We start from the raw sequence: 24,636 nt of genomic DNA, 5'->3' as shown, positions 1-24,636 counted from the left end.
AGCGGCGTTCTTTCAGCGGCTCAGCGCAGTTTCAGGGTGGACAGACCGATCAGCGCCAGGATGAAGGCGATGATCCAGAAGCGGATGACGATGGTGCTCTCGGCCCAGCCCTTCTTCTCGAAGTGATGATGCAGTGGCGCCATGCGGAAGACGCGTTTGCCGGTGAGTTTGAACGAGGCCACCTGCACCATGACCGACACGGTTTCCAGCACGAACAGCCCGCCGATCACGGCCAGCACCAGTTCATGCTTGGTGACCACGCTGATCGCCCCCAGCGCGCCGCCCAGCGACAGCGATCCGGTATCGCCCATGAACACCATGGCCGGCGGCGCGTTGAACCACAGGAAGCCCAGCCCCGCCCCGACCAGCGCCCCGCACAGCACGGTCAATTCACCGGTGCCGGGGACGTAATGGACCTGGAGGTAATCGGAATAGATCGCATTGCCGACCAGATAGGCGATGAAGGCGAAGCTGGAGGCCGCGATCATCACCGGCACGATCGCCAGCCCGTCCAGCCCGTCGGTGAGGTTGACGGCGTTGCTGGACCCGATCATCACCAGCACCGCGAACGGCACATAGAGCAGACCCAGATCGAGCAGGACATTCTTCACGAACGGGATGGCCAGGCCGCTGGCCTGGGCATCGAGTGCGACATACTGCACCCACAGGGCCGCGACGATGCCGATCAGCGCCTGAAGCAGCAGCTTCATCCGCCCCGGCAGGCCCTTGGGGTTGCGACGCACGACCTTCAGATAATCGTCGGCGAAGCCGATCATGCCGAAGCCCAAGGTCACCATCAGCACGATCCAGACATAGGCGCTGGTGATGTCGGCCCACAGCAGGGTCGACAATCCGGCCCCGGCCAGGATCAGCACGCCGCCCATGGTGGGCGTGCCGCGCTTCTCGATCAGATGGCGCTCGGGGCCGTCGCTGCGGATCGGCTGACCTTCCCGCTGTTTGCGGCGCAACCAGCGGATGAGGCTCGGGCCCGCCACGAAACTGATCAGCAGCGCCGTGATCAAGGCTCCACCGGTCCGGAACGTCAGATACCTGAAGACGTTCAGGAAGCTCAGATCGCTTGAGAGCGGATAGAGCAGGTTGAATAGCATGCGTGCTCCAAGTCCGTGACGGCCGCGGGCGGCAAGGCCCCTGCGGCCGCGGCCCGTTAACCCCGTGTCTGTTTCCGTGCGATGGCAGGTGGTGCCAGCGCGGCGGTGATCGCCACGATGACCCGTTCCATGCGCATCCCGCGCGATCCCTTCACCAGCACCACGTCTCCGGCCATCAGGCCTTCGACGACGGCTGGCGCGACTGCATCCGATGTGTCGCCATGCTCCGCGCGACGGCCCGGATCGAGCCGGTCATGCAGATGGGCCATGGCCGGCCCGGCGGTGTAGACGAGTGCCGCATCCGCGTCAACGAGCGGCGTTGTGAGATCTTCGTGCAGACGCCGGGCGTGATCGCCCAGTTCCAGCATGTCGCCCAGCACGGCGACCAGACGCCCGCCATGCACCGCCACCAGTTCCGCGCACAGGCAGATCGCCGCCCGCATCGATTCCGGATTGGCGTTATAGGTTTCATCCACGATCAGCACCTGACCGTCGCCCAGCGGCAGCCGGATCTGGGTGCCGCGCCCGACCGGCGCGTCAAGCCCGGCCAGGGCCGCCGCACCCGGCACCGGGTCCAGCCCCAGCGCATGCAGCACGCCCAGCACCGCCAGCGCGTTTTCAACCCAGTGCGCGCCAGGCACGCCGATGATGAAGTCGACCGGCAGGCCGGCCACTTCCGCGGCCACCGCCGTACCGGCCGCCGTGGGGGTGGCCGTCACCAGCCGCACCACCGCCCGCTGGCCACCATGGCGCGAGGTCGCGAAATCGATCACACGGGTTGCGGCATGGCCCCGCAGCACCGCCGCCGCGAGCCGGTCGAAATGCCGGCTGTCACGGTTCAGCACCGCCACGCCATCGGCTTCCAACCCGTTGAAGATTTCGGCCTTGGCATCGGCGATCGCTTCCTCGCCGTCGAAATTGCCCAGATGCGCCGGGGCGATCTTGGTGATCAGCGCCACATGCGGCCGCGCCAGCCGCGACAAGGCATCGATCTCGCCCGCGTGGTTCATGCCCAGTTCCAGCACCGCGAACGCCGCATCCGCCGGCATCCGCGCCAGCGACAGCGGCACGCCCCAGTGATTGTTGAAGCTGCGCACGCTCTGATGAACCCGGCCATAAGACGCCAGCGCCCGGGCGATGGCACCACGGGTGCCGGTCTTGCCGACACTGCCGGTGACCGCGATCATCCGGCCGGTGAACCGCGCGCGCGCCGCCGCACCCAGCGCCTGCAACCCCGCCATGGTGTCGCCGCAGATGATCACCAGAGCCGCGCCGGTCAGGCCCGGCACGGCGCGATCGACCAGCAGGACCGCGGCGCCGGCGGCTTCGGCCGCCACGGCATAGTCGTGTCCGTCATTGGCGTCACCACGCAGCGCGATGAACAGGTCGCCCGCGCGGACCTCGCGGCTGTCGATGGCAACGCCGGTGATGGCGGCATCGGCCGCGCCCTCGGCCGTCATCCGGCCGCCGGTTGCCGCCGCCACCGCCCCGGCCGTCCACAGGATCGGGGATGCGCTGGTCATGGCCGCCCTCCCGCCTGCGCGCCGCCGCGACGCGCCAGCGCCGCCAGCGCCTGCTGCCGGTCGCTGAAGGGATGAACCGTGCCGGCAACGGTCTGGCCGGTCTCATGGCCCTTGCCCGCGATCAGCAGCACGTCGCCCGGCTCCAGCCCGGCCACCGCGGCATCGATCGCGGCCGCCCGGTCGCCGATCTCGACGGCATCGGGTGCCGCCGCCATGATCTCGGCCCGGATCACCGCCGGGTCTTCGCCGCGCGGATTGTCGTCGGTGACGATGACATGATCGGCTTCGCGCGAGGCGATGCGGCCCATCAGCGGCCGCTTGGCCCGGTCGCGATCGCCGCCGCAGCCGAACACCACCACCACCCGACCATCGGCATGGGGGCGGACCGCCTTGATCACCGTCTCAAGCGCATCGGGTGTGTGGGCGTAATCCACGATCACCGGCGCGCCGTCGGCGGTCATCCCCACCTGCTCCATGCGGCCGGGCACGGCCTTCAGATGCGACAGGGTCGCCAGCGCCGCCGGCAGCGATCCGCCACAGCCGATCACCAGCCCCACCGCCGCCAGCACGTTATGCGCCTGAAAGCTGCCGATCAGCCCCAGGCCGAATTCATGGCGCTGGCCGCTGTGCTCGATCACCACATGCAGGCCGCCGCCCGGCATCGACTCCACCGACACCAGCCGCAGCACCCGTGCCTTGCGGCCATAATCGATCACCGCCAGCGGCCGCTTCAGCGCCGCGCGCACCACCTGGTCGTATGTGCGGCTGTCGGCATTGACCACCGCATACCCTGCCGGCGCCGCCAGCCGCGAGAACAGTTGCAGCTTGGCGTCGCGATAGGCCTCGATCGTGCCGTGATAATCCAGATGGTCATGGGTCAGGTTGGTGAAGGCCACCGCCACCGGTGCGATCCCGTCCAGCCGGTGCTGGTCGATGCCATGGCTGGATGCCTCCAGCGCCAGATGACCGACGCCGGCGCGGGCCGCCTGATCCAGCAGCCGGTGCAGGGCCACAGGGTCGGCCGTGGTCAGCGCCGGCGCCGACAGATCGCCCGGCCCTTCATAGCCAAGCGTCCCCAGGCAGGCGGCGGACAGGCCCAGCCGCATCCAGATCTGACGGGTGAAGCTGACAACGGAGCTTTTGCCATTTGTGCCGGTGACGGCGGCGATCACATCCGGCCGGCGCGGATAGAAGCGGCCGGCCATGCGGGCCAGCGCGCCACGCGGCTCGTCCGCCTCGACCAGAGGCAGGCCGGCGGGCACGACGGTCCCTCGCGGCGCCAGCACCGCCACGGCGCCGGCATCCGCCGCCGCCCTGATGAAACGGCGCCCGTCATGGACCGTGCCCGGGATGGCGGCGAACAGCATGCCCGGCCCCACGGCACGGCTGTCGGCGGTGATCCCGGTAATCACGGGATCGCCACCCAGCACCTGCACATTGCGGTCGACCAGCTCAGTAAGCCGCATTCTGCACCTCGGGAAGTTCGTCGCCGACAGCGACTTCATCCTCGTCGCCGACCTGGGCATAGCGCAGTTCGGTTTCGCGCTGCTGCGGCAGCACCGGGCCTTCCAGCGGCGCGCCGTCCATCGCCTGCGGCCGCACACCCAGCAGCGGCGCGATCCGGCGGATCACCTCGCCCGCGGTCGGCGCGGCGTTCCAGCCCGACGTCGCATAGCCATAGGTCTTGGGCGTCGATTTCGGCTCGTCCAGTGTCACCAGCACCACATAGCGTGGATCGTTCATCGGGAAGCCGCCCAGGAACGAGGTCAGCAGCGCCTTGCGCCGATAGCCGCCCACGCCGGGCTTCTCGGCCGTGCCGGTCTTGCCGCCGATCAGATAGCCCGGCACCTGTGCCTTCTTGGCGGTTCCGGCCTCGACCACACTGATCAGCAGCTTGCGAAGCTGCATCGACACCTTCTCGTCGATGATCCGCTCGCGGACCACCCGTTCACCCGACTGATGCTTGATCAGGGTCGCCGGCACCTTGTAGCCGCCGTTCAGCAGCGCCGCCATACCGCCCACCGCCTGCAAGGGCGATACCGCCATGCCATGGCCGAAGCCGATGGTCATGACGTTGATGTCACGCCACGGATGCGGGGCAAGCGGCAGGCCCACCTCGGGCAGCTCGATGCGGGCCGGCGTCAGAAAACCGAAGCGGCGCATATAGTCCTGCTGACGCGTCGCCCCCAGGGCCAGCGCCATCTTGGCCGCACCGATGTTCGACGAATACAGCATGATCTCGGGCACGCTCAGCCAGCGCCGCTCGGGATGGAAATCGCGGATGGTGAACCGGCCGATCTTGATCGGGTCGGTGGCGTCGAAGCCGCCATCGATCCTCACCACGCCCGCATCCAGCGCCTGGGCGGCCGTGAAGGCCTTGAAGATCGACCCCATTTCATAGACGCCCAGCGTCGCCCGGTTGAACATCGCCGGATCATTGGGGTCGACCGGCGCGTTCGGGTCGTAATCCGGCAGCGACACCATCGACAGGATCTCGCCGTTGCGGGCGTCCATGACCAGACCGGTGGCGCCGATCGCCTGGAACTCGGCGATCGCCGCGCGCAGCGCGTCGCGCATCACCTGCTGCACGCGGATGTCGATGGTCGTCACCAGCGGACCGCGGCCGGTTTCGGCACGCTCACGCAGGGTACGGTCCAAGCCCTGTTCCAGCCCGTAACGGCCGGTGTTGTCGACATTGGTGAAGCCGACCACATGCGACAGCAACCGGCCCTGCGGATAGATCCGGCGCTGCTCGCGCTGGAAATACAGGCCGGGAATGCCCAGTGCATTGATCTGATACTGCTGTTCGGGCTTCAGACCGCGTTGAATCCAAACGAACCGCCGGTCGCCCGAAAGCTGCGCGATCAGATCGGTCTGGTTCAGATGCGGCAGCACCGTGCGCAGCCGGGTGGCCGCATCCACCGGGTCGAAGACCAGCTTCGGATCGGCATAAAGCGATGCCGTGATCAGGTTCGATGCCAGCAGCACGCCATTGCGATCGACGATGTCGGCACGGTCCAGCACCAGTTGCGGCGGCGGCGCGCCGCGCGCGACCCGGGGTTCGCCACCGTCATGCAGCACCCCCACAGCGATCAGCTTCATCGACAGGGCCAGAAAGGCCAGAACGAAGAAAGCCGCGGTGAACAGCACGCGATTGCGGCCGGTTTCCAACGCCTGCTTGACGTTGCCGTCCAGCTTCACCGCACGGGCGACGCCCAGCCGCACCCGCCGCGCGCGCGGCAGCGGCACGCGCGGGCGAACGCCGGCCTGTCCGGACTGGCCGGCCTGCCCGGAATATCCAGCCTGTCCAGACTGGCCGGCGGCATCGTGGCGGGGTGGCATGCGATCCTGCGGGCTCATCGTGTGGCCCCCGTCAACACGACGTTGTCGGTATCAGGCGTGGCGCCTCGGGCCGCGGTCAGGCTGCGGCCGCCTTGCGTCCCCGCCGACGCCACCGTCATACCCCGTGCCTCGGGCAACGCCTCGACCAGCGGCCAGGTGGCCGGTGGTGTACCGGGTTTGTTGCGCGGACGCGGCTCGGTTTCGGTCCGCGGCAGCGGCAACGACGCCAGACTGACCAGTTGGCGCCCCTGAACCGGCGCGGTCTCAAGATACTCGGCGGCCAGGCGCTCCAGCCGGTCGGGATTGTTGAGATAGGCCCATTCCGCCTTCAGCACGTGAATGGACTCCTGCTCGCGCAGCAATTCCGCATTGCGCGCGACATAGGCGTCCTCAAGGCTTGCCACCCGATACTTCACCCAGAACAGGCCCGCCGCGATCGCGGCGGTGCAGCCCAGAAGCAGAACGGTGCCGGGGCGGATCATCGTGCGGCCTCCCTGAACAGATCGTCGGCAACGGCGGGGGCATCCCAGGCGGGCGCATCGGTGCGCCGCGCGATGCGCAGCTTGGCCGAGCGCGACCGCGGATTGGCATCGGTCTCGGCGGCGCCCGCCACCACGGGTCTGGTGCCCCGGATGGCGAAACTGCCGGCCTGCCGCGCATCCGGCGCCGCCATCACCACATGGCGCGACGGATTGGTGGTCCGCCCGGCACGGGTGGCGATGAACCGCTTCACCAGCCGGTCTTCCAGGCTGTGGAAGGTCACGGCCGCCAGCCGCCCCCCCGGCTTCAGCCGGCGTTCGGCCGCAACCAGCCCGCGCAGGATCTCGCCCAGCTCGTCATTCACGTGAATGCGGATGGCCTGGAAGCTGCGGGTCGCGGGATCGATCTGATCACGGCCGCGCGGCGGCAGCGCCGAACGCACCGCCTCTGCCAGCGCCGCCGTGGTCTCGAACGGCCGCGCACGGGTGATCGCGCGCGCGATGCGGCGCGAGGCGCGCTCTTCGCCATAGGTCCAGATGATCCGGGCGATCTCGTGCTCTTCGGCGGTGTTGACGAAATCGGCGGCGGTCATGCCCGCCTGCTCCATCCGCATGTCCAGCGGGCCGTCATTGCGGAACGAAAAGCCGCGCGCCGCCTGATCGAGCTGCATCGACGACACGCCGAAATCGAAGGCGACCACATCCACCGCCGGCACACCCGCCGCGTCGAGCAGCGCCTCCAGATCGCCGAAGCGTCCCGCCAGGAAACGGAAGCGACCGCCGGACGCCGCCTCCAGCGCCCGCCCCGCCGGCTCGGCCGCCGGGTCGCGATCGATCCCCAGAACACAGGCGGCCCCGGCATCCAGAAAGCCGCGGCTATAGCCGCCGGCACCAAACGTGCCGTCGACCACCACAGCGCCCTCGACCGGCGTCGCGGCGGCGAGCACTTCGGTCAGCAGCACCGGAACATGCGGGGCGGATGGCATGGGCAGGGTGTCGGTCATGCGTCACCTCCGCCCGCGCCGTTGCCGCCGCCGGCAGGCAGGATCGCCGATGGCTGCGCCGCCGCCCGCCGCCCGCCCGGGTCCATCCGCAGCCGGCCGCGCTGGGCCAGCGCGATGTCACGCGCTGCGGTCTGATGATCGGCGAAGCGGTCAGGCTGCCACAATTCGAAGGTCCGTCCCTTGCCCACGAAAACCACCCGGTCTTCCAGACCGGCGATGTCCATCAGACGCCGCGACAGCATCACCCGCCCCTCGGGGTCGAAAGCAAGTTGCTGGCATTCGGCGAGAATGGCGGTCGCAAAGGCATCGCGCTCTTCCGAGAAGGGGTCGAACGTCTCGATGCTTTCCGACAGTTGAACGATCCGGTCATAGCCACAGGCTTCAACCGCCGCGTTGATAAATGATGGATAGGCGACGATGCCGTGAAATTCCTGGGGACCGAGCGCAGTCCTGAACTGAGGCGGCACCGAGACGCGACCCTTCTTGTCGATTGGCTTTTCAAACGTCGACAGGAACAGCGCCACCCGGCGAACTCCTTGACCACCCGATCCCGACCGGAACCGGGCCTACCCATCAGCCGCTGCACCCGATGCCGCTTGCCATCAGTTGCCTGATACAACCGATGACCGCCGCCCGATGACTGGACCAGACCGTGCTGACAAGGCCCGCCTTCCCGCCTGTTTGACCAGCTCGCCCGAAAGGCGCCGGGGAAAGCTGGGGCGATTTGGGAAAATCTGGGTAAAGCTGGGCCTTGAGCCGAAGGTATCGAATGGCAGGGGGAGGGTCAAGCGAACAATCGGCTGCATTTGCTTGGAAATTCTTCGATGAAACAGACGCTTGGCAAATACCGCACATGCACGCTGGAAAGGACGGCCAGCCCATTGAAATCACGGGACAGTCTTGAAACTCTCCAGAACAAAACAGGAACTTAAGTGGAGCGAAATGCGGCACCCCATTTTCTTCGCGGTCTAACCCCGCAGGAACGCGCGGATAAGAGCCTGCGCCCAACCGGTCCCAATTTTGCCTCACGACAAAATGACGGCGCCCGCGTCGGTGGAATTGCCGTCGCATGAGAGCCGCATCGAAGGGCTGCGGCCGCCTGTTATGTGACAAAGTGCGCGTCAGACGGCCTGTAAGCCGGGTTCTGTCCACACCCTGTTCAAAGGGTGCTGGATGACCATTCCTCTGGGACGCCCGTCACCGGGCGCCTCTCGCGACCAACCCGAACCGCCGGGTCGGAAACAGACCCTGCCCAACCCATGATTGAGCTCGGCGCGCGGTTCCTATTCGGTCTTGCTCCCGGTGGGGTTTACCATGCCGCCCCCGTTGCCGGGGGCGCGGTGCGCTCTTACCGCACCCTTTCACCCTTGCCCGGCACACCGATCGCCACCCGAAGGTATCGACGGCGCCGGCCGGGCGGTCTGCTCTCTGTGGCACTTTCCCTGGGGTCGCCCCCGCCGGGCATTACCCGGCACCGTGTTTCCGTGGAGCCCGGACTTTCCTCCCCCTCATCTGCCTTGCGGCACCGAAAGGGCGGCCATCCAGCCGTCTGACGCGGCCGCACCATGCAGCAGCGGGCAGGTCCGGTCAATCGGTCAATGACCAGGCATGGCCAGCATCAGCACCGCCGGCGCGCGGCGCGCTGTCGAACAGCCGCGCCACCGCGAACACCGTCTGGGCGGTCGCCGGATCGCAGACGCCGCCGGCCAGCCCCAGAAACCGCGACTGGAAGGCATGGACCACCGCGCGGGTGACCGCGTCGTAAACCCCGTCGACATCAATCCGATAGCCGATCGCCGCCAGCCCGCGCTGAATATCTGCAACCGCCGGCCCGGCATCACCTTCCTGCAGGGTCAGCCCCATCTCGCCGATCACCGGCCGCGATCGCGGCATCAGGGCCAGCCCCTTCGCCGCCAGCCGGTACCAGTCGAACCGCTCACCCGGATCGAATTTCCGGGCCGGGGCGATGTCGGAATGCCCGACCACCCGTTCGGGCGCGATATCATGCCGGGCCAGAATATCGGCCAGAAGCCGTTCGACCGCCGCCATCTGTGGTTCCGGGAATGCGCGATAGCCCCATTCATGGCCCGGATTGACGATCTCGATGCCGATCGAGACGTCGTTCAGCCGCTCCTGCCCGCGCCAATACGACACGCCGGCATGCCATGCGCGGCGGTCTTCAGCCACCATTCGGGTCAGGCGGCCAGCTTCATCCACCACCCAATGGGCGCTGACGCGCGACGCCGTATCCGCCAACCAGTCGATCGCGACCTCGGCCGTCGGCATCCCCGTATAATGCAGCACCACCATGTCGGGCCGGGCACCGCCAGGGCGCTCGTCGTGATTGGGCGATGGCCGGTCGGTGATGTCGAGGCCGGCAAGGCCGGGAAGCGGATCGGCGGGCAAAGACATGGTCTGACAGGCTTTCAACAGGCAACAGGGTCAGCGCAGCCGCCTGAGCGGCCCGGGCAGCCGGCGCAACTGGACGACCGCCACGCCCGACACGATCAAGGCACCGCCGATCATCTCAAGCAGGCCAAGGGTCTCGCCCATCATCACCACGCCGCCCAGCACGCCGAACACCGGCACCAGCAACATATAGATCGTCACCTGCCCCACCGAATAGCGGCCGAGCAGGAAATACCAGGCGCCATAGGCGACCAGCGAGGCGCCGCCCAGAATATAGGCCAGGGCGGCGACCGTCTGCCAGTTCAGGGCCGACAGGGCGTCACCCTGCCCGCTTTCGAAGATGAACGACAGCGCCAGCAAGGGCAGCACGCAGAACGGGCCCAACCAGGCATTGAGCATCTGCGGCGGCACGGCACCCAACTGGCCCAACTGCTTGATCTGGATGTTGGAATAGGCCCAGAACCCGCCGGCCAGCAGCCCCACCCCCAGCCCGTCAAGCTGGGTCAGCACCTTGGGGTCGCCCGCGACCAGGGCGACGCCGATCATGCCCAGCACCAGGCCGGCGATCTGGCGTGGGCCCATCCGCTCCCCCAGCACCAGCATGGCGCAAAGTGCCGCGAACGGCACCTCGATCTGGATCGCCACCGACAGGGTCGAGGCATCGACGCCCAGCGACAGCGCCACGAACATCAGCCCGAAATGCCCCACGCCCAGGGTCATGCCGATCGCCGCCAGCTTGGGGATCTGGCTGCGCCGGGGCATGGGCAGGAAGGGTGCCAGCAGCAGAAACAGCACGCCGAAGCGCAGCGCCACCAGAAACAGCGGCGGTATGGCGGCGGCGGCCACCTTCACCGCCACGAAATTGCAGCCCCAGATCGCCACCACCAGCAGGGCCAGCAGGATATGGGCCGGCGTCATCGGGGTGAGGACCGGCGCCGATGCGGATGCCGCCTTCATCACCGCGCCTTAGCGGCGGCGATCGCCTCGCGCTTCTCTTCCAGTTCCAGCCAGCGTTCCTCGGCGGCATCCAGCTCGACGCGCGCCGCCGATGCCCGGTCCGCCGCCGCCTGCGCCGCCGCCGGGTCGCGGGTGTACAGCGCCGGATCGCCCATTTTCGCCGCCAGCGCCGCCAGTTCCTTTTCAAGCGCGGCCATGCGTTTGGGCAACTCGTCGAGTTCGCGGGCTTCCTTGAAGCTCAGCTTCTGAGGCGCTGGCACCTGCGGCTTGCCACCGGCCGCACCACTCGCACCCCCGCCACTCCCCGCGCCACCGCCGCGCTTCGCCGCCGCCGCCTCGCGCCCGGCCTCACGGGCCGCCTCTCGCGCGGCTTCGGCCGCGCGCTTGCGCTGGGCGTCGGCATCGCTCCAGCCGCCGGCATATTCGGTGATCTGGCCATCACCATCGACCGCGATCACCGATGTCGCCAGCCGGTCCAGAAAGGCGCGGTCATGGCTGATCAGCAGCACGGTGCCGTCATACTCGTCCAGCACGTCTTCCAGCAGATCCAGCGTGTCGAGGTCCAGGTCGTTGGTCGGCTCGTCCATCACCAGCAGATTGCATGGCTTCAGGAACAGCTTGGCCAGCAGCAGCCGGTTGCGCTCGCCGCCGGAAAGCGCCCGCACCTTCTGGCGCGCCTGGCCCTCGTCAAACAGGAAGTCGCGCAGATAGGCCACCACATGGCGCGGCTGGCCGCGCACGGTCACCTGATCGCCGCCGCCATCGGCCAGCGTGTCCCACAGGGTCGCGTCCAGATCCAGCGCCACGCGGTGCTGGTCGAAATAGGCGATCTCCAGATTGGTGCCCAGCCTCACCTCGCCGGCATCGGGTTCGATCTCGCCGATCAGCATCTTGACCAGCGTGGTCTTGCCGGCGCCATTGCGGCCGATGATGCCGACCCGCGCGCCGCGCATGATCCGGGTGGAAAAGCCGTCGGCCACCGTGATCTCGCCCGATGGCGACTGGAACCGCTTCACCAGCCCTTCGGCCTCGATCACCAGCCGGCCGCTGGTCTCGGCGCTGGCGACGGCGATGCCGGCGCGGGCGCGGGTGCGCTCGATATCCTGGCGTTCGGCGGCAAGCTGGGCGCGGAGTTCATGCACGCCGCGCGCCCGGCGCTCATTGCGCTTGCGCCGCGCGGTCAGGCCCTCGTTCAACCACAGGGTTTCGCGCGCCAGCTTGTCGGCCATCTTGGCCAGACGCTGATCTTCCTGGGCGCGCAGATCTTCAAGCTGGGCCTCGAAGGCGCTGTAGCCGATATCGTGGCGCACCAGCCTGCGGCGGTACAGCCAGGCGATGCTGCCCGCCACCCGGTCGAGGAAGGCCCGGTCATGGCTGATCACCACCAGCCCGCCGCGGAACCGGGCAAGCTCGGCTTCCAGCCATTCGATGGTCGGCAGGTCCATATGGTTGGTGGGCTCGTCCAGCAGCAGCAATTCGGGCTCCACCGCCAAAGCACGGGCCAGCGCCGCCCGGCGCCGGTTGCCGCCCGACAGCTCGCTCATCATCCGGTCAGGGTCCAGGCTCAACGGCACCGCCACCTGATCGACCCGGTAATGCCGGTCGCCCTGCCCCGCTTCCACCAGCCCCTCTTCTATATAGGCGCGCACGGTCGTGCCGGTATCGGTCTGGGGATCCTGCGCCATATAGGCGGCCCGCAGGCCCGGCCGGCGCGCGATCTCGCCACCATCGGCCTCGGCCAGCCCGCCCATGATCCGCAGCAGGGTCGACTTGCCGGCACCATTGCGCCCGACCAGCGCCACCCGGTCGCCGGCACTGACGGCAAGCGTCGCCTCCTCGATCAGATCACCCCCACCGAAGGTGACACGGATACCGGCAAGCGAGATAAGCGGTGCGGACATTGCAATACGGACTTCCGGACGGAGGACAAGACAGACGACAGGCGGATAGCGGGCAAGGGGCGGCCGCAGGATGCGCCGGACCACCCCTCGCGCGCAAGGGGCGGTTATGCGCTATCTGCCCTGCGGTGATGTCGATATTGCAAGCCCGCGCCGCAGCGCGCTGCACCAGCCCGCATGTTGCCGGTATTTGATGGCCGGATCGGATTACGCCAAGATGAATGACATGCGCGACGGGCGCCGCCTGATCGCGTGATCAAGCCCCTGATCGGATCTGCCACAGGCAATGATTTCCCACACCAAATCGCGGGGCGCTTTATGTCACCAGACGATCTTTCCAAGGCCCGACGCCTGAAAGCAACTGACACACGCCAACACCTGCGCCCAGCCGACCTGTCCCCCGAGGTGCGCCAGACCCTGCACGATGCTCAGGTTCCGGCGGAATTCGACGGCCTGAACGCGTTGATGCAGGATTGAACACCCTATGGTGCCGAGCGCTGATCGAAGATCACCATCGAGACATTATTTCTGTATGCACTCTTTAACGTAAGAGTCTTCATCACATATCTAAGCCGGTCATATCATTGGCATAGTAGGAGCAGCACCAATGCCGATGACTAGAGAATAGATCCGGATTAATATGTCGAGTCCGGCTCTATCTCGAACTCGGCGACGCCTGAAGAGCCTTATCCTCGCTCACAGTGACGCGGAAACACAGACGATCCCACCCCATCCGGAAGACCGATCGGCTGCGCCCGCCTGCGCATGGCTCCCCAGAGCCGTCATGTGTCACCGTCCTGAAGCATCAGCGCGCCGGGATTGCGGCCGGTCCTGGCACTGCCGCACGACCCTGTCCCGGCCGATGCTCCATGAATGATCGGTGTTGGTGAAGACCATGGCCCGGCAGGAGAATGACGCGCTGATCACGAAGACCGACATGGGTCGACCCGCCGGTGTTCGCCCAGCCGGCGGGGGCCAGATAGGAACGGCACCGTCCGCAGCACGCATCACCGCGCGCCGCGCAGCCGCAGCACCCGGTCATAGGCCTCGTTGATGCCGGCGATCTTGCGGGTGGCGATCTGGATCATCTCTTCGGGCAGGCCTTCGGCCACCAGCCGGTCAGGGTGGTGTTCGCGGGCCAGGCGGCGATAGGCGGTCTTCACCTCGTCGAGCGGCGCGTCGGGCGAAACGCCCAGCACCGCATAGGGGCTGCCGGCGGTGCCGATATCGATGCCGCGCACGGCAAGCAGGCGGTCGAGCACCGCAGGTTCAAGCCCGAAGATCTGTGCCACCTGGCCCAGAAAGCGCCGTTCGGCATCGCCGACCGCGCCGTCGGCGCTGGCAATTTCCAGCAGGGCATTCAACAGCTCTTCCAGCACGGCGGGACGGCCCTGGAACAGCGCCGCGATCTGGCGGGCATAGGGCTCGAAACCGCGGGCATCCTTCTTGGCTTCGTCGAAGATCTGCGCCACCCGGCCGACATCGCTTTCCGGCACCGTGAACACCCGGCGGAAGGCCGCGATCTCGTCGCGCGTCACCTGGCCGTCGGCCTTGGCCATCTTGGCGCCCAGCACGATCACCGCGATCGCGAAGGCCTGTTCGCGCTGCACCCGGTCGACCGGCATCGCGGTGGCATCGCCGCTTTCATTGAAGCGGTCGACCGCATGGCCCATCACCGCGCCGATCAGCGCGCCCAGCGGCCCGCCCATCGCGAAGCCGGCGGCGCCGCCGACCACCTTGCCCCAGAAACTCATCAATCGGCCCCCCGCGGCCGGATCACACCGCAACCGGCGCCGGACGCACCGCCTCTGGATGCTCCGTCGCGCCATGGTCCGGACCGGCGATATATCCCGCGCCGCACCATCGCCGCCGAGCAAACACCAAACCGGGATCGCGCGCAAGCAGGCGCGATCATCCGCATCAACGACTGAAAATATTCAGACACTTTGCCGACATTTTATTGACAGATTATCGATGATCAGCGACCGTCTCAGCAGATGGATCGCCGCCGGGAGGGTGGTTTCCGTCGGGCCGCAGCCGACCACGGGCTGGCGACCACGGGCTGGCCGGAATCGACCAGGGCCAAACCCGGCCATGCATATCCAGGCAGGCCGCCACCCGCGATCGTGGCGCGGTTGTGCTGGCAAGATGCCGGCCGGTCGGGGAGTATCGACAAGGGGGGCACCGGTCTGGTGCCCGTGATGTGGCGGATGCGGCCGAGGGGGCCGGCATTCGCGACGCATGCGGATCAACGGCCGGGCGTGTGATGGCCGGTCCGCATCAGGGGAGACGCGTTCAGATGTTCAAGACGTGGATTGGGGCGGCGCTGGTCGCCGGCATGGTCGGTTTCGGCGGCGCGGCCGCACAGGCGGCGGAAGCCTGGGACATGCCGATGGCCTATCCCGACGGCAATTTCCACACCAAGCTCGGCCGTGAATTCGCCGAGATGGTCAAGACCGACACCAATGGCGAGGTGGCCATCACCGTTCATGGCGGCGGCTCGCTGTTCAAGGGCGACGAGATCAAGCGCGCCGTGCAGCGCGGCACCGCGCCGATCGGCGAGCGGCTGATTTCGGCCCTGTCGAATGAAGACCCGCTGTTCGCGCTGGATGCGATCCCGTTCCTGGCGACCAATTATGCCGATGCCCGCAAGCTGTATGCGGTGTCGAAGCCGGCGCTGGAAGCCCGGCTCGAAAAAGAGAACCTGCACCTGCTCTATGCCATCGCCTGGCCGCCGCAGGGCATCTATGCCAACAAGACCATCGACAGTGCCGCCGACATGCGCGGGCTGAAGTTCCGCACCTATAACGCCACCATGGCGCGTCTGGCGGAACTGTTGCAGATGGTGCCGACCCAGATCGAGGCGGCGGAATTGTCGCAGGCGCTGGCCACCGGCACGGTCGAGGCGATGATCACCTCGGGTGCCACCGGCGTCGACAGCCAGGTGTGGGAGCAGGTGAAGAACTTCTATGACGTCCAGGCCTGGCTGCCCAAGAACATGGTGTTCGTGAACAAGCGCGCCTGGGACGGCCTGGATGCCAAGACCCAGGAGGCGATCACCAAGGCCGCCGCCGCGATCGAGGACAAGGGCTGGGCGATGAGCGAGGAGCTGGCTTCCGGCTACCTGAAGACCCTGGCCGAGAACGGCATGACCGTGGCCAAGCCCTCGGCGCAGCTTGCCGGCGACATGACCGCGATCGGCGACAAGATGACCGCCGAATGGGAAGCCGGCGCCGGCGACACCGGCAAGGCGATCATCGCCGATTACCGGGCGAAGTAAGCACCCACACAGGCCGGACCGGGATAGTGGGTCACCAGCCCCGCCATCCCGGCCGCCATCGCCCGGACGACCGCTTCCCCCCGCCGGTCGGTTCCGCCCGTTCAGACCAGACCGACGACGGAGGAGGCCAGATGGCCATCTCGCGCCTGCTCGATCGCGTCTATGATGCCGCCGGTGTTCTGGCCGGCATCGCCATGATCGCCATCGTCCTGATCATTCTGGCGCAGGTCGGCGCCCGCCTGCTCGCCTATCCCTTGCGCGGCGGTGCCCAGTTCGCGGGCTATGCCATGGCGGCGGCCAGCTTCCTGGCCCTGCCCCATGCCTTCCGGCGCCATGCCCATATCCGGATCACCATCCTGCTTCAGGCCCTGCCGCCGCGTCCACGGCTGGTGCTGGATCTGGCCGGCCTCGCCGTCGGCACCGTGATCGCCGCCTGGTTCGCCTGGTGGGCCTATGACCTCGCCTATATCTCGTGGGAGATCGGCGAGGTGTCGCAGGGCGACGTCGCGGTGGCGATGTGGATCCCGCAGATCGCCATGGTGGTCGGCACCGCGCTGTTCGCGGTTGCCCTGTGTCACACCCTGATCGAAACCGCGCTGACCGGCCGTGGCTTCGCCCCTGAGGGCGATGGCGTGCTGGACGCAGCGGCCGATCGCTGAGCCGGGACTGAACGTATCATGGATCAGACCTATCAGTTGATCGTGCTGGGCGTGGGGCTGCTGGCCCTGCTGGGCGGCGGCATCTGGGTGGGGTTGTCGCTGATGGGCGTTGCCTATATCGCGATGGCGCTGTTCAGTCCGCGCCCGATCGGCGAAGCCATGGCGATGACCATCTGGACGGCATCCTCCGGCTGGACGCTGACAGCCCTGCCGCTGTTCGTGTGGATGGGCGAGATCCTGTTCCGAACGAAGCTGTCGGAGAACCTGTTCAAAGGGCTCAGCCCCTGGATGCGGCCCCTGCCCGGACGGCTGCTTCACGTCAATATCCTGGGCTGCGCGCTGTTCGCCGCCATTTCAGGCTCGTCGGCCGCCACCACCGCCACCGTCGGCCGCATGGCGCTGCCCGAGATGAAGCGCCGCGGCTATCCTGAGAACATGATGATCGGCACGCTTGCCGGCGGCGGCACGCTGGGCCTGCTGATCCCGCCCTCGATCATCCTGATCGTCTATGGGGTCGCGGCCAATGTCTCGATCGCCAAGCTGTTCATGGCCGGCATCCTGCCCGGCATCGTGCTCGCCTCGATGTTCATGGGCTATATCGTCGTCTGGTCGCTGCTGCACCCCGACCGGATTCCGGCCGATGACGAGCGGCCGAGCTGGGGCCAGAAATTCCGGGCGCTCGGCGAATTGCTGCCGGTGGTGGGGCTGATCGCCTTCGTGCTGGGCTCGATCTATACCGGCATCGCCACCGCCACCGAAGCGGCCGCCTTCGGCGTGATCGGCGCCTTCGGGGTGGCGGCGCTCAGCCGCGATCTGACCTGGGCGAATTTCTCCGCCAGCCTGATGGGCGCCGTGCGCACCTCGTGCATGATCGCGCTGATTCTGGCCGGTTCGGCCTTCCTGACCCTGGCCATGGGCTTCACCGGCATCCCGCGCGCGCTGGCCGACATGATCGCCACGATGAACCTGTCGCCCCTGGCCCTGATCGCGGCGCTGGCGGTGTTCTATATCATCCTGGGCTGCTTCCTCGACGGCATCTCGGCCGTGGTGCTGACGATGGCGGTGGTGCTGCCGATGGTGATGGAAGCCGGCATCGACCTGATCTGGTTCGGCGTCTTCGTGGTGATCGTGGTCGAAACCGCGCAGATCACCCCGCCGGTCGGCTTCAACCTGTTCGTCCTGCAAGGCATGACCGGCCGCAGCATCACCTATGTCGCCCGGGTGGCGATGCCGATGTTCGCGGTGATGGTGGTGATGCTGCTGCTGATCACCGCCTTTCCCGAGATCGTGACCCTGCTGCCCGGCGGCATGGTGCGCAGCCCCGGCTGACCCGGGCCGCACCCGCCCCGCCCCGCCATGCCTGCCTCATGTAATCCCGCCACCGCTCCATCGGATCGAGACCCTGCGATGACCGCTTCCGCCTCCCCCACCAATGCCGCCGCCCCGCTCACCGGCGACACCTGGCAGTTCTGGATCGATCGCGGCGGCACCTTCACCGACGTCGTTGCCCGCGCCCCCGATGGTGCGGTCCGGACGATGAAGCTGCTGTCGGAAAACCCTGAGCGCTATGACGACGCGGCGCTGGCGGCGATCCGGGCCTTCCTTGAGATCGAACCGGATGAGCCCATTCCGGCCGAACGGATCGCGGCGGTGAAGATGGGCACCACCGTCGCCACCAACGCGCTGCTGGAGCGCAAGGGCGAGCACACGGCGCTGATCATCACCCGCGGCTTCCGCGATGCGCTGCGCATCGGCTATCAGAACCGGCCCGACATCTTCGCCCGCGAGATCATCCGCCCCGAACTGCTCTATCGCGAGGTGGTCGAGGTCGCGGAACGCGTGGCGGCCGATGGCCGGGTGATCACGGCGCTGGACGAGGCCGCCGCCACCCGCGACCTTCAAGCCCTCTACGACAACGGCGTGCGGGCCATCGCCATCGTGCTGATGCATGGCTATCGCTGGCATGACCACGAGATCGCCTTGAAGCGGATCGCGACCGCTATCGGCTTCAGCCAGATTTCGGTCAGCCACGAGACCAGTCCGCTGATGAAGCTGGTCGGACGCGGCGACACCACCGTGGTCGATGCCTATCTGACCCCGATCCTGCGCCGCTATGTCGACAAGGTCGCCGGCGCCCTGGGTGGCGCGCCCCTGATGTTCATGCGCTCCAATGGCGGGCTGACCGATGCCGAACTGTTCCAGGGCAAGGACAGCATCCTGTCGGGGCCGGCGGGTGGCGTGGTCGGGGCCGTGCGCACCGCCGCCATGGCCGGTTTTGACAAGCTGATCGGCTTCGACATGGGCGGCACCTCGACCGACGTGATGCATTTCGCCGGCGAGTATGAACGCGCCTTCGACACCATGGTGGCAGGCGTGCGGATGCGGGCGCCGATGATGCGCATCCATACGGTCGCCGCCGGCGGCGGCTCGATCCTGGGTTTCGACGGCGCCCGCTTCCGGGTTGGCCCCGACAGCGCCGGCGCCAATCCCGGCCCCGCCTGCTATCGCCGTGGCGGGCCGCTGGCGGTGACCGACTGCAATGTCATGGTCGGCAAGGTCCGCCCCGAATACTTCCCGAAGATCTTCGGCGCCGATGGCGACCAGCCGCTGGATGCCGAGGCGGTCGCCACCGCCTTCACCGACATGGCCGAGCGGATCGAGGCCGCGACCGGTGACCGCCGCCCGCCCGAGGCCATCGCCGACGGCTTCCTGAAGATCGCGGTCGACAACATGGCCAATGCGATCAAGCAGATCTCGGTGCAGCGCGGCTATGATGTCTCGTCCTATGTTCTGGCCTGTTTCGGCGGTGCCGGCGGCCAGCATGCCTGCCTGGTGGCCGACGCGCTGGGCATGACCCGGGTGTTCGTGCATCCGCTGGCCGGCGTGCTGTCGGCCTATGGCATGGGCCTGGCCGATATCCGGGCGATGCGTGAACGCGCGGTGGAACGCGTGCTCGACGCCGATGCCATCCCCGAGCTCGACGTCCTGACCGACAGTCTGGGCATCGAGGCCGCCAACGAACTGCGCGGCCAGTCGATCCCCGATGCGCGGATCAGCGTCGCCTGCCGGCTGCATGTGAAGTATCGCGGCAGCGACAGCACCATCTCGGTCGATCACGGCACGCTCGACCAGATCGTCTCAGGCTTCGAGGGCGCCCATCGTCAGCGCTTCGGCTTCGTGATGACCGGCAAGCCGCTGGTGGTGGAGGCGGTCGAGGTGGAGGCGATCGGCGCCACCGATCAGCCGGAAGATGCGGTTCTGCCGGCCGCCCCCGCGGATCATGTTTTGGCATCGATCGCGGAAACCCGATTCTATTCCGATGGCGACTGGCACGACGCCCCGGTCTATGACCGCGACGCCATGGCGGTGGCCGACCGCGTCCAGGGCCCGGCGATCATCATCGAGGCGACCGGCACCACAGTGGTGGAACAGGGCTGGGCCGCGGAATTGAACGATCGCGGCCATCTGATCCTGACCCGGGTGGTGGCGCGGCCCAAGCGCGTCGCCATCGGCACCGATGCCGATCCGGTGATGCTTGAGATCTTCAACAACCTGTTCATGTCGATCGCCGAACAGATGGGGGCGACGCTTGAGAACACCGCCCATTCGGTCAACATCAAGGAACGGCTCGATTTTTCCTGCGCGATCTTCGAGAGCGACGGCGCGCTGGTCGCCAATGCCCCGCATATGCCGGTGCATCTGGGGTCGATGGGCGAGAGTGTCCGGGCGGTGATCCGCAAACAGGGCACGGCCATGAAGCCGGGCGACGTTTTCGTGCTGAACGCGCCCTATAACGGCGGCACCCACCTGCCCGACATCACCGTGATCACCCCGGTTTTCGCCGAGGATGCGGTGGCGGGCGACCCGCCGCTGTTCTTCGTGGCCTCACGCGGGCACCATGCCGATATCGGCGGCAAGACGCCCGGATCGATGCCCGCCGACAGCCGTCATATCGATGAAGAGGGCGTGCTGATCGACGGCGTGCAACTGGTCGCCGAAGGCCGGCTGCTTGAGGCGGAGATGCGCGCCCTGCTGGTCTCGGGCACCTGGCCGTCGCGCAACCCCGACCAGAACATGGCCGATCTGAAGGCGCAGATCGCGGCCTGCGAAAAGGGTGTCATCGAAATCCGGCGCATGGTCCGCCAGTTCGGGCTGGATGTGGTGAAGGCCTATACCATCCATGTCCGCAACAACGCCGAAGAGGCCGTGCGCCGCGCGATCGCCCGGCTGGAGGGCGGCCGCTTCAGCTATGAGATGGATGACGGCGCGGTGGTGACCGTCACCATCACCATCGATCGGGACGCGCGCGAGGCGGTGGTCGATTTCGAGGGCACCTCACCCCAGCGCGACAACAATTTCAACGCGCCATCGGCCGTGTGCCGGGCGGCGGTGCTCTACAGCTTCCGCACCCTGGTCGACGACAAGATCCCGATGAATGACGGCTGTCTTGAGCCGATCAGCATCCGGATCCCGGCCGGATCGATGCTGAACCCGCATTATCCGGCAGCGGTGGTTGCCGGCAATGTCGAGACCTCGCAGGTCGTGACCGATGCGATCTATGGCGCGCTGGGTGTGCAGGCCGGTGCCCAGGGCACCATGAACAACCTCACCTTCGGCAATGCCCGCCATCAATACTATGAAACCATCTGCGGCGGATCGGGCGCCGGCCCTGATTTCGACGGCACCGATGCGGTCCACACCCATATGACCAATTCGCGCCTGACCGATCCGGAGGTGCTGGAATGGCGCTTCCCGGTGGTGCTGGAAGCCTTCGAGGTCCGCGAGGGCTCAGGGGGGGCCGGGCGCCATCATGGCGGCAATGGCGCGCGGCGGCGGCTGCGTTTCGACGAGGCGATGACCGTGTCGCTGCTGTCCAACCGTCGCCGGGTGCCGCCCTTCGGGCTCGATGGCGGTGAAGACGGCGCTGTCGGCCGCAACTGGGTGGAGCGCACCGACGGCACCCGCGAGACATTCGGCGCCTGCGCCACGGTCGATGTGCAGCCCGGCGACGTGTTCGTGATAGAAACCCCGGGCGGCGGCGGCTATGGCGCCGCGTCAGACGACAGGTAGACGCCCCATGACACGACCCAACACCGGCAGCAAGGTGGCGCCTTCGGGCGCCGCCGCGGCCATGTCAGACAGCCCGACGACGCGGGAGGACCGGGTCTCGCCCACCCTTCCCGGCGGCGGGCGCGGCATCGTCAATTCGGCCCATCTGGTTTCGACCAAAAGCCCCGAATTGTCGGAGTTCGAATTCGGCCTGATCATTGCCGCCCATGGCTTCCAGCGCTGGATGACCCGCTGCATGGCGGCAGCCGGTATCGGTGATCTGGGTCAGTTGGACGTGCTGGTGCTGCACACCGTCAATCACCGCGCGCGACTGAAGAAACTGGCGGATATCTGCTTCGTGCTGAACATCGAAGACAGCCACACCGTCGCCTACAGCCTGAAGAAGCTGCAAAAGGGCGGACTGGTCTCGACCGCGCGCAAGGGCAAGGAGGCGTTGTACGCCACCACCCCGGCAGGCGAGGCCGCCTGCCTTGCCTATCGTGACGTCCGCGAGCGCTGCCTGATCGACTCACTGCACTCGCTGGGCCTGTCGAACCAGGAGATCGGCGATCTTGCGCAACGGCTGAGGGCGCTGTCGGGGTTGTATGATCAGGCGGCCAGGGCCGCGACCTCGCTATAGTCGTCATCGTCGGGCAGGCGCTCAGCTTGTCACCCTCGCTCCCCAAGGCTAGACTTTGAGCCGCTGATGCGGAGGGACGGGACGTCGATGACCGACGACATGAGGAGCGGGCCGGATGGTGGCCTGGGCGATCTGCTGCGTCGAACAGCGCCGTTTTCCGATCTGCCTGAACCTCTGGTCGCCGCCCTTGCCGCCAGTGCCGTGACCGTTGAGCCGGATCGGAATGGCTGTGTCTTCGCCCGGGGCCGCGCGCGCCGGGGGCTATTCCTGCGCCAGGATCTGGCCTCGAACCAGGATCTGGCCTCGCACCAGAATGCCGGCGGGTTGGCGGTCCTTGCCCCGCACGCCATCACCAGCGACGCGGTGTGGGCGGACGCGGTGATGGCGATCCCCGACAGCCGGGTGGTGGTGCTGGACGATGCGCTGCTGCGCGGTGCCTATCTCGACGAGGCGCTGGCGTTTCTCGACTGCCCCGATTTCGAGGCCGCATGCGCCCTTCAGGCCCGGTTGTCGGCGATGCTGCGCCGGCGATCGCAGTTCACCAGCGCCTCCGACGATCTGCTGCGCGATATGGAAACCAGCCTGCCGGTGCTGAGTGTCGAGGGCGGCGGCGCGGTGTTCAGGGCCGGCGACCGGTCGGACGCGATGATGATCGTGCTGGCCGGGATGTTGCGGCCTCGCCTTCCCGGTGCCGCCATGGCCCATGCGGCGGGCACGATGCCGGTCGATCCGGTGGCCCCCGGCAACACCGTGGGCGAGATCGGGCTGGTGCTGGATGAACCGCGCAGGTCCGACCTGATCGCGATCCGGGACAGCGAGTTGCTGGTCATCGGCCGCGACGATTATCAACGGCTGCTGCGCCGACACCCTGACGACATGAACCGCATCCTGTGCGGCGCCATTCATCGCAATCTGTCGGCCACGATCGATGCCGATGGCCAGGGCCGGATGCGCACCCTGGCGATTGTGCCCCTCGGCGCCCCGGACAGCGCAAGCCAGGCCGCCCGCCTGCTGCTGCCGGCCTTCGAGGCCCTGGGCCGCGTGGGACCGCTGGATCACAGGGATGGCGAGGCGCTGGCCGATTTCAGCCACGGCATCGGCACGGCCCAGCTAGCCGCGATCGAACAGACCGTCGACCTGCTGGTGTATATCGCCGATGGCGACAATCCGGCCTGGACCGATCTGTGTCTGCGCCAGGCCGATCATGTTCTGCTGGTCGCGGCGTCGGGCGACGATCCCGGCGTGCGACCGGTGGAAGCGCGGTTGAACAGCGAGCCGGGGCTGGTCGACAAAACCCGCAGCCTGCTGCTGCTGCATGATGCCGATGCCCCCCGCCCCAGCCATCGCGCCAGATGGCAGGCGCCACGGCCGGGCCTGCCGCTGCATCACCTTCGTCACGGCAATGATGGCGACGCCGGCCGCGTCGCCCGCCTGCTGACCGGCCGGGCGATCGGATTGGTGCTGGGCGGCGGCGGTGCCCGGGGCTTCGCCCATATCGGCGTGCTGCGGGCGCTGATCGCGGCCGGCATTCCGATCGATGTCATCGGCGGCAACAGCATGGGCGCGCTGATCGCCGCGCAATATGCCATGGGCACCGATCCCGACAGCGTGCTGGCCCACACCCGCCGCTTCGCCAAGGGTGGCGAGTTTCCCACCCTGCCGATCATCTCGCTGGTCAGCGGACGACGGGTGGCGCGCGACCTGCGCCGGATGTTCGGCGAGACACTGATCGAGGATCTGTGGCTGCCACTGTTCACCGTATCCTGCGACATCACCAGCGCCAGCGTGCGGGTGCATGACCACGGATCACTGTATGAAGCGGTGCTGGCAAGCAATTCCCCCGCCGGCCTGCTGCCGCCCATGGTCAAGGATGGTCATCTGCTGATCGATGGCGCTGTCCTGAACAACGTGCCGGCCGATGTCATGCGCCACCGCATCGGTCGGGGCCGGGTGATCGCCGTCGACGTCAACGCGCGTGAGGATCTGGCGGTGGACCCGGCCCTGACCCGCCTGTCGCCCGTGGATGCCCTGCGCCGGATTGTTCTGCGTCAGCCCCGGCTGCCGGTTCTGGGCGACATTCTGATGCGCGCGGGCATTGTCGGCGGCATCGCCCATCGCGACCGGGTGAAGGCCGACGCCGACCTCTATTTCGAGCCGCCGGTCTCAGGCTATCCGCTGATGGCCTATGGCCAGGCCGAGGCGATCGCCGCTGTGGGCGAGACCACCGCCCGGGCGCTGTTCGCCGGATGGCGGGATGGTATTCGTGATCGGGGCGACACCTGATCCT

The 24,636-nt window shown here is 67.6% G+C and carries 19 protein-coding genes and 1 other RNA gene; 8 read left to right on the top strand and 12 right to left on the bottom strand.

What is annotated here, in order from left to right:
* Positions 1–20 precede the first annotated feature (20 nt).
* The 11 genes from mraY to WG924_RS16595 form a co-directional block, all read right to left on the bottom strand.
* Entirely contained in the window at positions 21–1,109 is a 1,089-nt protein-coding gene (gene mraY / locus WG924_RS16645) for a phospho-N-acetylmuramoyl-pentapeptide-transferase (RefSeq protein ID WP_345934221.1), read from the bottom strand.
* Between the two features lie 56 nt (positions 1,110–1,165).
* A complete protein-coding gene (locus tag WG924_RS16640) occupies positions 1,166–2,632 on the bottom strand; it encodes a UDP-N-acetylmuramoyl-tripeptide--D-alanyl-D-alanine ligase (RefSeq protein ID WP_345934220.1) in 1,467 nt (488 codons plus the stop codon).
* Complete coding sequence (locus WG924_RS16635) at positions 2,629–4,098, bottom strand: UDP-N-acetylmuramoyl-L-alanyl-D-glutamate--2,6-diaminopimelate ligase (protein WP_345934219.1); 1,470 nt, start codon at positions 4,096–4,098, stop codon at positions 2,629–2,631. Before WG924_RS16635 ends, WG924_RS16640 begins: the two co-directional genes overlap by 4 nt.
* Positions 4,085–5,974: a peptidoglycan D,D-transpeptidase FtsI family protein gene (locus tag WG924_RS16630; protein WP_345934218.1), complete on the bottom strand. Its 1,890-nt coding sequence runs from the start codon at positions 5,972–5,974 to the stop codon at positions 4,085–4,087. The genes WG924_RS16635 and WG924_RS16630 overlap by 14 nt, the downstream gene beginning before the upstream one ends.
* A gap of 14 nt (positions 5,975–5,988) precedes the next feature.
* Positions 5,989–6,456 (bottom strand): cell division protein FtsL, encoded by a 468-nt coding sequence (ftsL, locus tag WG924_RS16625; RefSeq protein ID WP_345934217.1) that lies wholly within the window; start codon positions 6,454–6,456, stop codon positions 5,989–5,991.
* Complete coding sequence (gene rsmH / locus WG924_RS16620; RefSeq protein ID WP_345934216.1) at positions 6,453–7,457, bottom strand: 16S rRNA (cytosine(1402)-N(4))-methyltransferase RsmH; 1,005 nt, start codon at positions 7,455–7,457, stop codon at positions 6,453–6,455. The genes ftsL and rsmH overlap by 4 nt, the downstream gene beginning before the upstream one ends.
* Complete coding sequence (locus WG924_RS16615) at positions 7,454–7,981, bottom strand: division/cell wall cluster transcriptional repressor MraZ (protein WP_345934215.1); 528 nt, start codon at positions 7,979–7,981, stop codon at positions 7,454–7,456. The genes rsmH and WG924_RS16615 overlap by 4 nt, the downstream gene beginning before the upstream one ends.
* A gap of 593 nt (positions 7,982–8,574) precedes the next feature.
* Positions 8,575–9,010, bottom strand: an RNA gene (gene rnpB / locus WG924_RS16610) — RNase P RNA component class A.
* Between the two features lie 34 nt (positions 9,011–9,044).
* Complete coding sequence (locus tag WG924_RS16605) at positions 9,045–9,869, bottom strand: peptidoglycan recognition protein family protein (protein WP_345934214.1); 825 nt, start codon at positions 9,867–9,869, stop codon at positions 9,045–9,047.
* Between the two features lie 30 nt (positions 9,870–9,899).
* Positions 9,900–10,823, bottom strand: coding sequence for a DMT family transporter (locus WG924_RS16600; RefSeq protein WP_345934213.1), 924 nt, complete (start codon positions 10,821–10,823; stop codon positions 9,900–9,902).
* A complete protein-coding gene (locus tag WG924_RS16595) occupies positions 10,823–12,724 on the bottom strand; it encodes an ABC-F family ATP-binding cassette domain-containing protein (RefSeq protein ID WP_345934212.1) in 1,902 nt (633 codons plus the stop codon). Before WG924_RS16595 ends, WG924_RS16600 begins: the two co-directional genes overlap by 1 nt.
* Positions 12,725–12,794: 70 nt before the next feature.
* Here WG924_RS16595 and WG924_RS16590 point away from each other — a divergent pair, with 70 nt between their 5' ends.
* A complete protein-coding gene (locus WG924_RS16590; RefSeq protein ID WP_345934209.1) occupies positions 12,795–12,977 on the top strand; it encodes a hypothetical protein in 183 nt (60 codons plus the stop codon).
* Positions 12,974–13,198 (top strand): hypothetical protein, encoded by a 225-nt coding sequence (locus WG924_RS16585; protein WP_345934206.1) that lies wholly within the window; start codon positions 12,974–12,976, stop codon positions 13,196–13,198. The genes WG924_RS16590 and WG924_RS16585 overlap by 4 nt, the downstream gene beginning before the upstream one ends.
* A gap of 530 nt (positions 13,199–13,728) precedes the next feature.
* Here WG924_RS16585 and WG924_RS16580 read toward each other — a convergent pair.
* Complete coding sequence (locus WG924_RS16580) at positions 13,729–14,475, bottom strand: TerB family tellurite resistance protein (RefSeq protein WP_345934204.1); 747 nt, start codon at positions 14,473–14,475, stop codon at positions 13,729–13,731.
* A 545-nt stretch (positions 14,476–15,020) separates the two neighbouring features.
* Between WG924_RS16580 and WG924_RS16575 the strand changes: the two genes are divergently transcribed.
* The 6 genes from WG924_RS16575 to WG924_RS16550 all read left to right on the top strand — a co-directional run bounded on the left by WG924_RS16575 (position 15,021) and on the right by WG924_RS16550 (position 24,632).
* Positions 15,021–16,001, top strand: a complete 981-nt coding sequence (locus WG924_RS16575; RefSeq protein ID WP_345934203.1) for a TRAP transporter substrate-binding protein — start codon at positions 15,021–15,023, stop codon at positions 15,999–16,001.
* Between the two features lie 131 nt (positions 16,002–16,132).
* On the top strand, positions 16,133–16,660 hold the full coding sequence (locus WG924_RS16570) for a TRAP transporter small permease (RefSeq protein ID WP_345934202.1): 528 nt from the start codon (positions 16,133–16,135) through the stop codon (positions 16,658–16,660).
* Positions 16,661–16,678: 18 nt separating this feature from the next.
* Positions 16,679–17,989: a TRAP transporter large permease gene (locus tag WG924_RS16565; RefSeq protein WP_345934201.1), complete on the top strand. Its 1,311-nt coding sequence runs from the start codon at positions 16,679–16,681 to the stop codon at positions 17,987–17,989.
* Between the two features lie 78 nt (positions 17,990–18,067).
* Positions 18,068–21,730 carry a hydantoinase B/oxoprolinase family protein gene (locus WG924_RS16560; protein ID WP_345934200.1) on the top strand — a complete coding sequence of 1,221 codons (3,663 nt, stop codon included), beginning with the start codon at positions 18,068–18,070 and terminating at the stop codon, positions 21,728–21,730.
* A gap of 7 nt (positions 21,731–21,737) precedes the next feature.
* Entirely contained in the window at positions 21,738–22,349 is a 612-nt protein-coding gene (locus tag WG924_RS16555; RefSeq protein WP_345934199.1) for a winged helix DNA-binding protein, read from the top strand.
* 87 nt (positions 22,350–22,436) lie between these two features.
* Positions 22,437–24,632 carry a cyclic nucleotide-binding and patatin-like phospholipase domain-containing protein gene (locus WG924_RS16550; protein WP_345934198.1) on the top strand — a complete coding sequence of 732 codons (2,196 nt, stop codon included), beginning with the start codon at positions 22,437–22,439 and terminating at the stop codon, positions 24,630–24,632.
* Positions 24,633–24,636 lie beyond the last annotated feature (4 nt).

The organism is Tistrella arctica, assembly GCF_039630945.1.
GTDB classification, from domain to species: domain Bacteria; phylum Pseudomonadota; class Alphaproteobacteria; order Tistrellales; family Tistrellaceae; genus Tistrella; species Tistrella bauzanensis.
This window is presented reverse-complemented; position numbering and strand designations above follow the sequence as displayed.

Bases quoted from the DNA above. Each gene is read 5' to 3' on its own strand.
- ftsL (WP_345934217.1), bottom strand. From the start codon at position 6,456: ATGATCCGCCCCGGCACCGTTCTGCTTCTGGGCTGCACCGCCGCGATC.
- WG924_RS16635 (WP_345934219.1), bottom strand. From the start codon at position 4,098: ATGCGGCTTACTGAGCTGGTCGACCGCAATGTGCAGGTGCTGGGTGGC.
- WG924_RS16560 (WP_345934200.1), top strand. From the start codon at position 18,068: ATGACCGCTTCCGCCTCCCCCACCAATGCCGCCGCCCCGCTCACCGGC.
- WG924_RS16590 (WP_345934209.1), top strand. From the start codon at position 12,795: ATGCGCCGGACCACCCCTCGCGCGCAAGGGGCGGTTATGCGCTATCTG.
- mraY (WP_345934221.1), bottom strand. From the start codon at position 1,109: ATGCTATTCAACCTGCTCTATCCGCTCTCAAGCGATCTGAGCTTCCTG.
- WG924_RS16630 (WP_345934218.1), bottom strand. From the start codon at position 5,974: ATGCCACCCCGCCACGATGCCGCCGGCCAGTCTGGACAGGCTGGATAT.
- rsmH (WP_345934216.1), bottom strand. From the start codon at position 7,457: ATGACCGACACCCTGCCCATGCCATCCGCCCCGCATGTTCCGGTGCTG.
- WG924_RS16600 (WP_345934213.1), bottom strand. From the start codon at position 10,823: ATGAAGGCGGCATCCGCATCGGCGCCGGTCCTCACCCCGATGACGCCG.
- WG924_RS16565 (WP_345934201.1), top strand. From the start codon at position 16,679: ATGGATCAGACCTATCAGTTGATCGTGCTGGGCGTGGGGCTGCTGGCC.
- WG924_RS16550 (WP_345934198.1), top strand. From the start codon at position 22,437: ATGACCGACGACATGAGGAGCGGGCCGGATGGTGGCCTGGGCGATCTG.
- WG924_RS16640 (WP_345934220.1), bottom strand. From the start codon at position 2,632: ATGACCAGCGCATCCCCGATCCTGTGGACGGCCGGGGCGGTGGCGGCG.
- WG924_RS16580 (WP_345934204.1), bottom strand. From the start codon at position 14,475: ATGAGTTTCTGGGGCAAGGTGGTCGGCGGCGCCGCCGGCTTCGCGATG.
- WG924_RS16575 (WP_345934203.1), top strand. From the start codon at position 15,021: ATGTTCAAGACGTGGATTGGGGCGGCGCTGGTCGCCGGCATGGTCGGT.
- WG924_RS16570 (WP_345934202.1), top strand. From the start codon at position 16,133: ATGGCCATCTCGCGCCTGCTCGATCGCGTCTATGATGCCGCCGGTGTT.
- WG924_RS16555 (WP_345934199.1), top strand. From the start codon at position 21,738: ATGACACGACCCAACACCGGCAGCAAGGTGGCGCCTTCGGGCGCCGCC.
- WG924_RS16595 (WP_345934212.1), bottom strand. From the start codon at position 12,724: ATGTCCGCACCGCTTATCTCGCTTGCCGGTATCCGTGTCACCTTCGGT.
- WG924_RS16605 (WP_345934214.1), bottom strand. From the start codon at position 9,869: ATGTCTTTGCCCGCCGATCCGCTTCCCGGCCTTGCCGGCCTCGACATC.